Origin of the sequence: Streptomyces sp. NPDC021115, assembly GCF_044333065.1 — a bacterium.
Taxonomy (GTDB): Bacteria; Actinomycetota; Actinomycetes; order Streptomycetales; family Streptomycetaceae; genus Streptomyces.
Genome location: NZ_JBIRQF010000008.1, coordinates 255,991 through 269,461 on the forward strand (window position 1 = coordinate 255,991; position 13,471 = coordinate 269,461).

The following is a 13,471-nucleotide window of genomic DNA, read 5'->3' on the forward strand; positions in this document are numbered from 1 at the left end:
CCCCCGCTCACCGGCACCCGTACCAACGGCAAAGCGCTCAGCGGCGTTCGCGCCGCTCGTCGCGCACGCGCCGCAGCCGGTTCACCGTCACCGGGTCGTGCTCCAGCGCGCGCGGGTCGTCCAGCAGGGCGTTGAGCAGCTGGTAGTAGCGGGTCGGGGTGATGCCGAGCCGTTCCCGTATGGCCCGCTCCTTGGCGCCGGGGCCCGGCCAGCCGCCGCGCTCGACGGCGAGGACGGCCAGGTCCTGTTCGGAGAGTTCTTCGGCCGTCACGACTTGGTCGTCTCCATCGCGTCCGCCGCGCGCTGGATCTCGCCGAGGACGCTCGCCGGGTCGCCGCCCTTGGTCACCGTCGCGCCGATCTTCTTCTTGATCATCGTGCTGATGCTCGCCCATGAGGTCTTGTCCGCCGGATAGAACTGGGCTCTGTCCATCTGGTCGAGGAAGCGCCACAGCTTCTTGTGTTCCTTCTCATGGCGCATCGTCGCGGATACGGAGGTGGTGACCGGCAGCAGGTCGTACTGGTCGGCGAAGTCGAGCACGTTCTGGTCCTGGTAGACGAAGTCCAGGAACTCGCCGATCTGCTTGCGCTTGCCGTTCGCCTTGAAGGCCATGAGCCAGTCGGCGACGCCCATCGTCGAGGTCGACTTGCCGTGGCGGCCGGGCAGCGGGGCGGTGGCGTAGTCGATGTCGTGGCGGGACGCCTGCTGCATCAGGGTGGGGTGGCCGTTGAGCATGCCGACCTCGCCGCGCGTGAAGGCGTTGAAGACGTCCTGGCGGTTGGTGCGGGCCGGGGAGCGCGAGCCGGTCAGCCCCGCGCCGACCAGTTCGTCGCGCAGCCACTCGAACGTCTCGATGTTGGCGGTGGAGTCGATGGTGTAGCTGCCGTTGGAGTCGGTGTAGCCGCCTCCGCCGCTGAGCATCCACATCAGCGTTTCGGCCTGGGACTCCTCGGGGCCGAGCGGAAACCCGTACGGGATCTTCACCCCGGACGCCTTGAGCTGCCGCGCGGCGTCCTTCAGCTCGGACCAGCTGGTCGGGGCGGAGGATATGCCCGCCTCGTCGAACAGCTTCTTGTTGTAGAAGAGCAGCCGGGCGCTGGAGACGAAGGGCAGCCCGTACAGCACCCGGCTGACCTCGCCCGCCTGGGCGATCGACGTGATGAACGACGCCTGGGTGGGGATGGAGAGCATCTGGTCGGCGCGGTAGAGCTTGCCCGCGTCGGCGTAGTCGGCGTACGCGCCGATCTGCGCGATGTCCGGGCTTTCGCCGTCCTTGACCATGTCGGCGACCTTCTTGTCGACTTCGGTCCAGCTGTAGACCTTGGCGTCGACCGTAATACCGCTGTGCTTGGCCTCGAAGGCCCGGGCCAGCTTGTCCCAGTACTTCTGGGAGGTGTTCTCGGCGCTGTCACCGTAGTCCGCCGCGATCACCTTCAGGACGTTCTCGTCCGATCCGGAGCTGTCGCTGCCGCACGCCGAAAGCGTGGGCATCGCCATCGCCGTCGCGGCCCCAGCCGTCGTCAGACTCAAGAACCGTCGCCGCTGCACTGCTTTTCCCCACCCTATGGCTTGATTCATCCTCCACGGATACTTTCGCGAAGGTCGAGCGAGTCTGCCTTGCAAACCTCCACAAGGTCTACACCATGGGCGTATCGCTTCGGTATCGGCCCCCTTCTTGCCAGGTCAGCCGTATCGCACGCGTCTACGTGGGATGCGTCACTCCCTCACAACTCGCTTACCTGCGGCGGAGAACCGCCCGGCGAGTGGACTAGACCTCTCATGGTGGATCGCGGGAGACTGTCCCCGTGAGACACGTCATCGCCCTCGATGTGGGCGGCACCGGCATGAAGGCCGCTCTGGTCGGGGCGGACCGGACACTCCTGCACGAGGCCAGGCGGCCCACCGGGCGGGAGCACGGACCCGAGGCCGTGGTCGCCGCGATCCTCGACTTCGCCGCCGAGCTGCGCGACCTCGGCGAGCGGCGGTTCGGCGAACCGGCCGCGGCCGCCGGGGTCGGCGTGCCCGGCGTACTGGACCAGGAGCGCGGCGTCGCCGTCTTCGCCGCCAACCTCGGCTGGCGCGACGTACCGCTGCGCGCGCTGCTGTCCGAGCGGCTGGGCGGCGTCCCGGTCGCGCTCGGGCACGACGTGCGGACGGGCGGGCTGGCCGAAGGGCGGCTGGGGGCGGGCCGGGGCGCCGACCGGTTCCTGTTCGTGTCGGTGGGCACCGGGATCGCGGGCGCCATCGGCATCGAGGGCCGTCTCGAACCGGGGGCGCACGGCGACTCCGGCGAGATCGGCCACATCGTCGTACGGCCCGGCGGCACCCCGTGCGGCTGCGGCCAGTCCGGCTGTCTGGAGACGCTGGCCTCCGCCGCCGCGGTGGGCCGGGCCTGGGCGGCGGCGGGCGGCGGGCCCGGCGCGGACGCGGCCGACTGCGCCAAGGCCGTCAAGTCCGGCGACCCGCGGGCCGTGGCGGTGTGGCGGGAGGCGACCGGCGCGCTCGCCGACGGCCTGGTCACCGCCCTCACCCTGCTGGACCCCGAGCTGCTGATCATCGGCGGCGGGCTCGCCGAGGCCGGGGAGACCCTGTTCGCCCCGCTGCGCGCGGGCATCGAGGAGCGGATCACCTTCCAGTCGCTCCCCCGCATCGTCCCCGCGGCCCTCGGGGACACCGCGGGCTGCCTGGGCGCGGGACTGCTCGCCTGGGATCTCGCCGCCACCCGGTCTCCGCACTCCGAGCAGTCGCCCACGTCCCCCTCACCCCATGCGCGGTCCGCGCAGTCCACGGAGGTATCCGGCTGATGGTCCAGCGAACGGTTCTCAACGGCGCCCGGGTGGTGCTGCCGTCCGGGGTCGTCACGGACGGACGGCTGACGGTCGAGGGCACCCGCATCGCCGATACGGCCACGGGCGCGCCCCTGAACGAGGGCGATGCCGTACGGGACCTGTCCGGCTGCTGGATCGTCCCCGGCTTCGTCGATCTGCACCTCCACGGCGGCGGCGGAGCCTCGTTCTCCACGGGCACCGCCGAGGAGGCGCTGACCGTCATCGCGACGCACCGCGCGCACGGCACCACCACGATGCTCGCCTCCACCGTCACCGGCGACCTGGACGACCTCGCCCGGCAGGCGGCGGTGCTCTCCGAGCTGGCCGAGGAGGGAGAGCTGGCGGGCATCCACTTCGAGGGGCCGTTCATCTCCCCGCACCGCTGCGGCGCCCACCAGCCGTCGCTGCTGCGCGACCCCGACCCGGCGGACGTGCGCAAGCTGATCGACGCGGCGCGCGGCACCGCGCGCATGATGACGCTCGCGCCCGAGCTGCCGGGCGGGCTGGAATCCGTACGGCTGCTGGCCGACAGCGGCGTGCTGGCAGCGATCGGCCACACCGACTCGGCGTACGAGGCGACCCGGGAGGCCGTGGAGGCGGGCGCGAGCGTGGCGACCCACCTGTTCAACGCGATGCCGTCGCTGCTGCACCGCGAGCCGGGCCCGGTGGCCGCGCTGCTGGAGGACGAGCGGGTCACCGTCGAGCTGATCAACGACGGGACGCATCTGCACCCCGCCGTGCTCCAGCTGGCCTTCCGGCGCGCGGGCGCGGACCGGGTCGCCTTCATCACCGACGCGATGGGCGCGGCGGGCATGAGCGACGGCCGCTATCCGCTCGGCCCGATGGAGGTCGAGGTCAAGGACGGTGTGGCGCGGATCAGTGACGGCCCGACGGCCGGTTCCATCGCGGGCTCCACCCTCACCCTCGACCACGCCTTCCGGCGCGCCGTCACGGTCGACGGGCTCGGCGTGGAGCAGGCGGTCCGGGCGCTGTCCACGACCCCCGCGCGGGTGCTGGGTCTTGCGGACCGGGTGGGGTCGCTGGAGGCGGGCAAGGACGCGGACCTCGTCGTCCTCGACGCCGACTTCCGGCTGCGCGGCGTGATGCGGCGCGGCGGCTGGGTGGTCGACCCCGGATAGAAGCACCCCCTCCAGCCCCGCGCCCCGCTGACCCCGCGCGTCGCCGCCGTCACGCCCCGCTGACCCCGAATTGGCCGATTTCGCGCCATGATTGGGCGTCCCGGTCATCCCAAAAGGGTGGGCCGGGCGCCGAGCCTTTGGCATGATCGCTCACGCGCGGGCGCCGCTCGGCACCCAGCCACACGCATGCAGCACAGGAATCTCCGTCCGGCGGGGGGACGGGAGAGGAGATGCCGGGTGATCCTGACGGTCACGCTCAACACCGCCCTCGACATCACCTACCGGGTGCCCAGACTGCGCCCCCACGCCAGCCACCGCGTGACCGAGGTCACCGAACGGCCCGGCGGCAAGGGCATCAACGTCGCGCGCGTCCTCGCCGCACTCGGCCACCCCACCACCGTCACCGGCTTCGCCGGAGGGGTGACCGGCACGGTGGTCCGCGAGCTGCTGGCCACGGACGCCCGTACGGATACGGCCATCACCGACGCGCTGGTGCCGATCGCCGGGACCACCCGGCGCACCCTCGGCGTCGTCGACACCGCGCCGGGCGACACCACCCAGTTCAACGAGGCCGGACCGGCCGTCACCGCCGCCGAGTGGGCCGCCTTCATGGACGCCTACGCCGGGCTGCTGCGCGAGGCGTCGGTGGTCGCGCTGTGCGGCAGCCTGCCGCCCGGTGTGCCCGTCGGTACGTACGCCCAGCTCATCCGCGAGGCCCGGAACGCGGGCGTGCCCACCCTGCTGGACACCAGCGGCGAACCGCTGCGCCGCGGCGTCGCCGCCCGCCCCGACATCGTCAAGCCCAACGCCGAGGAGCTGGCCGGGCTCACCGGCTCCACCGAGCCGCTGCGCGCCGCGCGCGACGCCCGGCGGCGCGGGGCGCGCGCGGTGGCCGCCTCGCTCGGCGCGGACGGGCTACTCGCGATCACCGCCCAGGGCGCCTGGCGCGCGACCCCGCCGGAGCGCCTGACGGGCAATCCGACGGGCGCCGGGGACGCGGCGGTGGCGGGGCTGCTGTCCGGTCTGGTGGACGGGGTGTCCTGGCCCGAGCGGATGGCGCGCGCGGTGGCGCTGTCGGCGGCGGCCGTACGGGCCCCGGCGGCGGGCGAGTTCGACCCGGCGGTCTACGCGGAGCTGCTGGACCGGGTCGAGGTCACCGAGCACCCGACGGCGGCCTGAGGGAGCGCCGCCGCCCCGCGCATACCGTCGTCAGCCCCTCTTCAGCCACATCTGGTCGAGGTTGACGTCGCACTTGTCACCGTCGTCGCAGGACAGGGTGATCGTGTTGCTGCCCTGGCTGAGCTGGACGATGGACCACGAGTACGTCCAGCCCTTCTCGTAGTCGCCCTTGGGCGCGTTCGAGAAGTTCTTCATGCTGATCGGCCGGGCCGACTTCTTGCCGTTGATCTTCAGCGAGAGGGACTGGTCCTCGCCGGGCACGCCGTAGCGCACGTACAGCTTGTACGCCTTGGCCTGGTTGACGTCCACGTCCCAGGTCGCCGAGGAGCCCGGGCTGTTGAGGCCGCCGACGTAACGGCCGCCCTCGCCCTTGGCGCCCTTGATGTCGCTCGCCGGGGCCGCGCCGCCGCCGAGCGACATGTTGGCCGCGTCCTCCTTGGGCAGCTTCCCGCCGGGCTTCTTGGAGGGCCCCGGCTTCTCGCTGGGCTCGACGCTGGACGCCGACGTGGGCTTGCCGCCCGCCTGGTCGCCCTGGTCCTTCTTGTCGTCCCCGCCGTTGGTGAGCATCGCGACACCGATGCCGACGACGACCACCGCCACCACGGCGACGGCGCCGATCAGCAGCCCCCGGCTGTTGGGGCCGCGGCCGCCACCGCGCGGGGCGGGGGCGGACTGGCGGGGGCCGTTGCCGCCGGGCAGCGTCTCGGGGGCGGCGTAGTGGGCGTTCTGCTGGCCGTACCCCTGCTGACCCTGCTGGCCGTAGCCCTGCTGGCCCTGCTGCCCGTAACCCTGCGGCTGCTGGTTCGGGATCTGCTGGCCGTAGTTGCGCTCGCCGACCGCGCGGACGTGGTTGTACGAGGTGCGGGGCACCCCCGGCTGCTGTCGGCCGGCCGGACCGGGGTAGCCGTACCCACCGGTGCGGGCGGAGCCCGACTGGCCACCCTGGCCGCCCTGCCCGCCCTGATCGCCCTCCGAGCGGTACAGATAGGCGAACGGGTCGTCGTTCTCCGGTGTGTCCGAGCCGTTGTTGCCGGCCGTCATCCCTGGTCACTCCCCTATGCATATGGCCATCGGCGCTCAGGTGTGCGTACGCGCCACGACAGCTCATATCAGGGCCGACAGGGCCTAAGAAGGGCGTGGGCTGTCCGGATGGCCAATATTCATGATCGGTTCACTGTCGGCGGCAGGGCCGCATCGACGCAGCGTACCCCGATCGGAGCGGGGCAGGCTGCCGCCCGTCCCTGACGCGGCCCGCCCGGCCCTCACCCGGCCCGTCTGCGCTCCTTCGAGCGGGACCGCTTCTCGACGTACATGCGCTGGTCGGCGGAGTGCAGGACCTCCTCGGCCGACATGCCGCAGCCCGCCCAGCCGATCCCGAAACTGGCCCCCACCCGCACCGCGCGGCCGTCGACCCGGATGGGCGGCAGGATCGCGTTGCGCAGCCGGACGGCCAGGTCCTTGGCGTCCGCCCGGCCGAGGCCGTCGGCGAGGACGACGAACTCGTCACCGCCGAGCCGGGCGACGGTGTCGCCGTCCCGCACCCCGCTGGTGAGGCGGCGGGCGACCTCGATGAGGACCGCGTCACCCGCGTGGTGGCCGAACCGGTCGTTGATCGACTTGAAGCCGTCGAGGTCGCAGAAGAGGACCGCGAGCCCCTTGTGGCCGTCGTCGACGTCGTCGTCCTCGTTGGGCGCGAAGGTGTGCACATGGTGGTCGAACGGGACGCCGCCCGCGGCGGGCGGGGGCGGCGAGCCGAAGCTCTCGAACTGGTCGAAGCCGTACACGAAGCCGCCCGCGGCCAGCGTCGCCGCGTCGCCGGCCTCCGCGGCGCCCGCCCCCTGCGGCCCGTCCCCTTGCGGCCCGTCGGTGAACTCCGCACGGCCGCCCGGCGGCGGATGGGCGCACAGCCTGCCGCCGAGGCGGGCGCGCAGCTCGGCGCTGTTGGGCAGGCCGGTCAGCGAGTCATGGCTGGCGCGGTGGGCGAGGGCCAGCTCATGGCGCTTGCGCTCCTCGATGTCCTCGACGTGGGTGAGCAGGAAGCGCGGCCCGTCGGCGGCGTCGGCGACCACCGAGTTGCGCAGCGAAACCCAGACGAACGAGCCGTCCCGGCGGGCGAGCCGCAGCTCGGAGCGGCCGCCCTCGTGGGAGGTGCGCAGCAGGGTGCCGATGTCCTCGGGGTGGACGAGGTCGGCGAACGAGTAGCGGCGCATCGCCGAGGCGGGGCGGCCCAGCAGGCGGCACAGGGCGTCGTTGGTGCGCAGCAGATGACCGTGCTGATCGCCGCCCATCTCGGCGATGGCCATGCCGCTGGGGGCATATTCGAACGCCTGGCGGAAGGATTCCTCACTGGCCCGGAGGGCCTGCTGCTCGCGCTCCAGGCGCAGCAGGGCCCGCTGCATGTTGCCGCGCAGCCGGGCGTTTCCGATCGCGATGGCGGCATGGAAGGCGTACATCTGCAACGCCTCGCGTCCCCATGCGCCGGGGCGGCGCCCATTGCGCGGTTTGTCGACGGAGAGCACGCCTATCAGCTCGCCGCCGGAGGCGCCCGCCGCGTACAGGGGCGCGAGCAGGCGGTCCATGGGGTGCCACTCGTCGGCGAAGCGGGGCGCGGGACCCGGGGTGTGCCACTGCGGCACGTCGTCATCGTCGAGGACCCAGCCCTCGGTGTGCGGGATGAAGCGCAGATCGCCCCAGCGGTCGCCCATCGACAGCCTGCGGTCCCAGGAGGCGCGGGAGCCGACCCGCCCGGCCATCAGCGCCTCGGCGCCCGCGCTGCCGCCCACGGCGGCGACCACGAGATCACCGTCAGGGCGGACCAGGTTGACGGCCGACAGCTCGTAGCCGAGCCCGGCTATGACGCCGTCAGCGACGGTCTGAAGCGTGTCGGCGAGACTGCGCGCGGTGTTCAGGTCGGCGACCACCTGATGCAGCTGTCGCAGGGTCGCAAGGCGGATATAGGGCTCCGACTCGGCCTCCATCGCTCGCACTCCCCCGAGACCTCGACAGCAACTCCTGGCTTCCTTTGTCGTCCGATTGCCAACGGCCACTGAATCACAGCGAGCTGCCCACCCGGTACACAGGGTCAACAATTACTGGCTGCTGTGACTCATGTCACAGACCGTGTTCGTGGCCCATCAGCACCGCGTGGGAGCGCTCCTACTTTTTCGATAAGCAAATTCCGCAAGCGGGCCGCCTACGGCCCGAGACCTACGTCCGCAGTGGTCCGGTGGCCCGATGTGCGGTGGGTGCGTCGCGGCTAGCGTGTAGAACGTGTTCCAGACGACGCCTTCCGCCCCCGCCCCTCCCGCCGACCCGGCCGGGCCCGCCGTCCCGCATGCTGGTGGGGTGAGTGAGGACGACTTCCGCGCCGCCCTGTCGCGACTCGCGGCGGGCGTGGTGCTGGTGACCGCGCACGACCCGGAAGAGGGGCCGAGCGGCGAGGACGTCGGTATGACGGCCACCGCTTTCATGTCGGTGTCACTTGACCCGCCGCTCGTGATGGTGAGCGTTCGCAACGGCTCCCGACTGGACGAGCTGCTCGAACGACAGCCGCTCTGGGCGGTGTCGGTGCTGTCGGAGAGTCAGCGGACCACAGCGGGACGATTCGCCATGAAGGGGCGCATCAGCGACCGGCTGCTGTTCGCGGACATGCCGGTGACCCGCGGTGCGGCGTCGGGCGCTCCGCTGGTCACCGGCGCGCTGGCAACGCTTGAGTGCCACACCGAGCAGCGGGTGACGGCCGGGGACCACAACCTGGTCGTCGGCCGGGTGCTGGCGGCGACGACGCCGAGCACGGAGGGCGGACCGCTGATGTACTACCGCGGCCGCTACCGCACGCTCGAATAGTCCGGCCGACGAGGCCGGACTCAGCCCCAGTCGCGGCCCGAACGGCCGCGCTTGGTGTCGCCCCGCCGCTTCTTCTCCCGCAGCCGCCGCTCGTTGATGCCGCGCGGGATGCGGGTCTTGCGGCGCGGCCTGGGCGGCGGCGCGCTCGCCTCCGCGAGCAGCGAGGCGAGCCGGACGGCGGCCGTCTCGCGGTTGCGCCACTGGGAACGGTGCTCGGACGCCCGTACGGTCAGCACCCCGTCGACCAGCCGCGCGGCCAGCCGCTCCAGCGCGCGCTCCTTCCACACCGGCGGCAGCGCGTCGGTGGCGGCGAGGTCGAAGCGGAGCTCGACGGCGGTGTCGCTCGTATTGACGTGCTGTCCGCCGGGCCCGGACGACCGGGAGAAACGCCAGATCAGCTCGGCCTCCGGCAGGGAGACCGAACCGCGGATGACATGGGGCCCGGACATGGCTCCATGGTCACCTGCCGACCCCCGTGCCGTCATCCCGTTTTGCCGGGGCCCGGGAGGCGCGGGTTCTCCGGGGGCGAGGGGCCGCCGGGAGACCCCCATCAGGGTTTGGCAAAGAAAGTAAAGGTTCCTGGAACCTGCCGGTGCCCTGACGGCGTTGTGGAGGATGACGGCGACTTCGCCCGAAGCCACAAGGACGAAGCCCGCCGCCTGGAACCATCGAGACCACGAAAGGGACTCCCCATGGCTGTAAGCCTGTCCAAGGGCGGCAACGTCTCGCTCACCAAGGAGGCACCGGGCCTGACCGCCGTCACGGTCGGCCTCGGCTGGGACGTCCGCACCACCACGGGCACCGACTTCGACCTGGACGCGAGCGCCATCGCCGTCAACACGAACGGCAAGGTCTACTCCGACCAGCACTTCGTGTTCTTCAACAACAAGGCGACCCCGGACCAGTCCATCGTCCACACCGGTGACAACGTGACCGGTCAGGGCGAGGGCGACGACGAGCAGATCAACGTCAACCTGGCGGCCCTGCCCGCCGACATCGAGAAGATCGTCTTCCCGGTCTCGATCTACGACGCCGAGTCGCGCAGCCAGAACTTCGGCCAGGTGCGGAACGCGTTCATCCGTATCGTCAACCAGGCCGGTGGCACCGAGATCGCCCGCTACGACCTGAGCGAGGACGCCGCCACCGAGACCGCCATGGTCTTCGGCGAGCTGTACCGCAACGGCGCGGAGTGGAAGTTCCGCGCCGTCGGCCAGGGCTACGCCTCGGGCCTGGTCGGCATCGCGCAGGACTTCGGCGTCAACGTCTGAGGTTCCCAGCGCGTCAGCGCTGCACGCGGCGAGGGCCGCCCCCACTCAAGGGGGCGGCCCTCGCCGTTTTTCACGACAACCGTTTATCAACCAGACATTTCCCCGCTATGCCTGAGTGACCGAAATTTGCCCTGCTTGAATAACGAACGGTCAAATTCTTGTTACGCACCTGTCAGAACGAATCGTTCGATGACAATCTCTGCTCGGCTCGCCACGTGAGGCACCTGACTCCGCGGTAGGCCCTGGTTCGCATGTGCACCTCACGCACCACTCCTGCTCGACCGGGCAGTCCACCCACGGCTGTCCGCACCCCCTACACGGGCCGCGATCCCGCGGCCCCTCAGCAAGGAGACCGAGTGAGACCTCACGCTTCCTCTCCCCGCAAGCAGGCCATCCGCGCGGCGGCGTTCGTCGCCTCCGCCGCCATGGTCGTCATCGGCGTCCAGACCGGCTCGGCCACCGCCCAGCCGGACAACTCCCGGGAGGCGGGCGCGACCGCGCTCCAGCTGACCCCCGCGGAGCGCACCGCCTCCATCAAGGCGGCGCAGGCCGATGCCTCCGCCCAGGCCGACCACCTGGGGCTCGGGGCCAAGGAGAAGCTCCTCGTCCGCGACGTCATCAAGGACGCCGACGGAACCGTGCACACCCGCTACGAGCGCACCTACGACGGGCTGCCCGTCCTCGGCGGCGACCTGGTCGTCCACGAGAAGCCCAGCGGCGCCCGCACCGTCACCAAGGCGACCAGCGCGAAGATAGCCGTGTCCGGCACGGACGCCGCGGTGTCCGCCTCCGCCGCCTCCAAGGCCGCGCTGAAGGCCGCGACCGCGTCCGACTCCGGCGAGAAGGCCAAGTCGCCGCGCAAGGTGGTCTGGGCCGAGAGCGGCAAGCCCGTGCTGGCCTGGGAGACCGTCGTCACCGGCACCCAGAAGGACGGCACGCCCAGCGAGCTGCACGTCATCACCGACGCCGCGACCGGCAAGAAGCTGGCCGAGAACGAGGCCGTCGAGACCGGCACCGGCACCAGCAAGTACAGCGGCACGGTCACCCTCGGCACCACCAAGAGCGGTTCGACCTACAGCCTCACCGACGCCACCCGCGGCAACCACAAGACGTACGACCTGAACCAGGGTTCGTCGGGCACCGGCACCCTCTACACCGACGCCGACGACGTCTGGGGCGGCGGCCGCCAGACCGCCGGGGTCGACGCGCACTACGGCGCCGCCGAGACCTGGGACTTCTACAAGAACTTCCTGGGCCGCAACGGCATCAAGAACAACGGCGTGGGCTCGTACTCCCGCGTCCACTACGGCAACAGCTACGTCAACGCCTTCTGGCAGGACTCCTGCTTCTGCATGACCTACGGCGACGGCTCCGGCAACTCCAACCCGCTCACCGCGATGGACGTGGCCGGCCACGAGATGAGCCACGGCGTCACCGCCGCCACCGCCAACCTCAACTACAGCGGCGAGTCCGGGGGCCTCAACGAGGCCACCTCGGACATCATGGCCACCGCCGTGGAGTTCTACTCCGGCAACTCCTCCGACCCCGGTGACTACCTCATCGGCGAGAAGATCAACATCAACGGCGACGGCACCCCGCTGCGCTACCAGGACAAGCCGAGCAAGGACGGCGCCTCCAAGGACTACTGGTCCTCGACCCTCGGCAACGTCGACGTCCACTACTCCTCCGGGCCCGCCAACCACTTCTTCTACCTGCTGTCCGAGGGCAGCGGCGCGAAGACCATCAACGGCGTGAGCTACAACAGCCCGACGTACGACGGCTCGAAGATCACCGGCATCGGCCGGGACAAGGCCATCAAGATCTGGTACAAGGCCCTGACCACGTACCTCACCTCCACCAGCAAGTACGCCCAGGCCCGCACCGCGACCCTCAACGCCGCGCGCGACCTGTACGGGGCGAGCAGCACCGAGTACAACACGGTCGCCGCCACCTGGACCGCGATCAACGTGAAGTGACGTACGACGCGGAGCAGACCTGAAGTGAAGTAAGCGGAACGGGCCGCACCGGCGACGCCGGTGCGGCCCGATGCGCGCTTTGTCCGGTCGCCCGGAGTTCCTGCCGTAGCCGCTGATCGGCCCTTACGCTGCTCCCATGACTCAACACGTACGCGGCGTGGTGGCCCCCGGCAGAGGCGAACAGGTCCGGATCGAGACGATCGTGGTGCCGGACCCCGGACCCGGCGAGGCGGTGGTGAAGGTCCAGGCGTGCGGCGTCTGCCACACCGATCTTCACTACCGGGAAGGCGGCATCAACGACGAGTTCCCGTTCCTCCTCGGGCACGAGGCGGCGGGCGTCGTGGAGTCCGTCGGGGACGGCGTCACCGAGGTGGCCCCCGGCGACTACGTCATCCTCAACTGGCGCGCGGTGTGCGGCCAGTGCCGGGCCTGTCGCCGCGGCCGCCCCTGGTACTGCTTCGCCACGCACAACGCGTCCCAGCCCATGACGCTCACCGACGGCACCGCCCTGTCCCCGGCGCTCGGCATCGGCGCGTTCGCCGAGAAGACGCTGGTCGCGGCCGGTCAGTGCACCAAGGTCGACCCGGCCGCCTCGCCGGCCGCCGCGGGGCTGCTCGGCTGCGGGATCATGGCCGGAATCGGCGCCGCCATCAACACCGGCAACGTCGGCCGCGGCGACGCGGTCGCGGTCATCGGCTGCGGCGGAGTCGGCGGCGCCTCGATCGCCGGTTCCCGGCTCGCCGGGGCCGCGAAGATCATCGCGGTGGACGTGGACGACCGGAAGCTGGAGCAGGCCCGCTCGCTCGGCGCCACCCACACCGTCAACGGCAAGAACACCGACGTGGTCGAGGCCGTCCGCGAACTCACCGACGGCAACGGCGCGGACGTGGTGATCGAGGCGGTCGGCCGCCCCGAGACGTACCGGCAGGCGTTCTACGCCCGTGACCTGGCCGGGACCGTCGTCCTGGTCGGCGTGCCCACCCCGGACATGAAGCTGGAGCTGCCGCTGATCGACGTCTTCGGACGCGGCGGCGCCCTCAAGTCCTCCTGGTACGGGGACTGTCTGCCGTCCCGCGACTTCCCCCTGCTGATCGACCTCTACCAGCAGGGACGGCTCGACCTCGACGCCTTCGTCAGCGAGACCATCGGGCTCGACGACATCGAGGCGGCGTTCGACAAGATGCACCGTGGCGACGTCCTGCGCTCGGTGGTGATGCTCTGATGACCCCTGGTGG

Annotated in this window: 12 protein-coding genes; 7 read left to right on the forward strand and 5 right to left on the reverse strand. The window is 71.3% G+C overall.

Annotation, left to right across the window (positions count from 1 at the left end; all coding sequences use genetic code 11):
• Nucleotides 1-37: 37 nt before the first annotated feature.
• Together ACH4TL_RS25395 and ACH4TL_RS25400 are read right to left on the reverse strand one after the other, a co-directional pair.
• Nucleotides 38-271, reverse strand: a complete 234-nt coding sequence (locus ACH4TL_RS25395; protein WP_398319054.1) for a DUF3263 domain-containing protein — start codon at nucleotides 269-271, stop codon at nucleotides 38-40.
• Nucleotides 268-1,497 (reverse strand): extracellular solute-binding protein, encoded by a 1,230-nt coding sequence (locus ACH4TL_RS25400; protein WP_398319701.1) that lies wholly within the window; start codon nucleotides 1,495-1,497, stop codon nucleotides 268-270. Before ACH4TL_RS25400 ends, ACH4TL_RS25395 begins: the two co-directional genes overlap by 4 nt.
• Before the next feature lie 308 nt (nucleotides 1,498-1,805).
• Between ACH4TL_RS25400 and ACH4TL_RS25405 the strand changes: the two genes are divergently transcribed.
• The 3 genes from ACH4TL_RS25405 (at nucleotide 1,806) to ACH4TL_RS25415 (ending at nucleotide 5,146) form a co-directional block, all read left to right on the forward strand.
• A complete protein-coding gene (locus tag ACH4TL_RS25405) occupies nucleotides 1,806-2,804 on the forward strand; it encodes an ROK family protein (RefSeq protein ID WP_398319051.1) in 999 nt (332 codons plus the stop codon).
• Nucleotides 2,804-3,967, forward strand: coding sequence for an N-acetylglucosamine-6-phosphate deacetylase (gene nagA, locus ACH4TL_RS25410; RefSeq protein WP_398319048.1), 1,164 nt, complete (start codon nucleotides 2,804-2,806; stop codon nucleotides 3,965-3,967). The genes ACH4TL_RS25405 and nagA overlap by 1 nt, the downstream gene beginning before the upstream one ends.
• A 237-nt stretch (nucleotides 3,968-4,204) precedes the next feature.
• Nucleotides 4,205-5,146 carry a 1-phosphofructokinase family hexose kinase gene (locus ACH4TL_RS25415; protein ID WP_398319045.1) on the forward strand — a complete coding sequence of 314 codons (942 nt, stop codon included), beginning with the start codon at nucleotides 4,205-4,207 and terminating at the stop codon, nucleotides 5,144-5,146.
• A gap of 30 nt (nucleotides 5,147-5,176) precedes the next feature.
• Here the strand turns inward: ACH4TL_RS25415 and ACH4TL_RS25420 are convergent, their stop codons facing one another.
• The gene (locus ACH4TL_RS25420; RefSeq protein ID WP_398319042.1) at nucleotides 5,177-6,187 is read right to left on the reverse strand and encodes a carbohydrate-binding protein; all 1,011 of its coding nucleotides are present in this window, start codon (nucleotides 6,185-6,187) and stop codon (nucleotides 5,177-5,179) included.
• 221 nt (nucleotides 6,188-6,408) lie between these two features.
• Nucleotides 6,409-8,124 (reverse strand): diguanylate cyclase CdgB, encoded by a 1,716-nt coding sequence (gene cdgB, locus ACH4TL_RS25425; protein ID WP_398319039.1) that lies wholly within the window; start codon nucleotides 8,122-8,124, stop codon nucleotides 6,409-6,411.
• Nucleotides 8,125-8,416: 292 nt separating this feature from the next.
• Between cdgB and ACH4TL_RS25430 the strand changes: the two genes are divergently transcribed.
• Nucleotides 8,417-8,992, forward strand: a complete 576-nt coding sequence (locus tag ACH4TL_RS25430) for a flavin reductase family protein (protein ID WP_398319036.1) — start codon at nucleotides 8,417-8,419, stop codon at nucleotides 8,990-8,992.
• A gap of 20 nt (nucleotides 8,993-9,012) precedes the next feature.
• Here the strand turns inward: ACH4TL_RS25430 and arfB are convergent, their stop codons facing one another.
• Nucleotides 9,013-9,441, reverse strand: coding sequence for an alternative ribosome rescue aminoacyl-tRNA hydrolase ArfB (arfB, locus tag ACH4TL_RS25435; protein WP_398319033.1), 429 nt, complete (start codon nucleotides 9,439-9,441; stop codon nucleotides 9,013-9,015).
• 243 nt (nucleotides 9,442-9,684) lie between these two features.
• Here arfB and ACH4TL_RS25440 point away from each other — a divergent pair, with 243 nt between their 5' ends.
• The 3 genes from ACH4TL_RS25440 (at nucleotide 9,685) to ACH4TL_RS25450 (ending at nucleotide 13,458) form a co-directional block, all read left to right on the forward strand.
• Nucleotides 9,685-10,260, forward strand: coding sequence for a TerD family protein (locus ACH4TL_RS25440; RefSeq protein WP_398319030.1), 576 nt, complete (start codon nucleotides 9,685-9,687; stop codon nucleotides 10,258-10,260).
• Nucleotides 10,261-10,616: 356 nt separating this feature from the next.
• The gene (locus ACH4TL_RS25445; protein WP_398319027.1) at nucleotides 10,617-12,236 is read left to right on the forward strand and encodes a M4 family metallopeptidase; all 1,620 of its coding nucleotides are present in this window, start codon (nucleotides 10,617-10,619) and stop codon (nucleotides 12,234-12,236) included.
• A gap of 136 nt (nucleotides 12,237-12,372) precedes the next feature.
• The gene (locus ACH4TL_RS25450) at nucleotides 12,373-13,458 is read left to right on the forward strand and encodes an S-(hydroxymethyl)mycothiol dehydrogenase (RefSeq protein WP_398319024.1); all 1,086 of its coding nucleotides are present in this window, start codon (nucleotides 12,373-12,375) and stop codon (nucleotides 13,456-13,458) included.
• The last annotated feature ends 13 nt before the right edge of the window (nucleotides 13,459-13,471 follow it).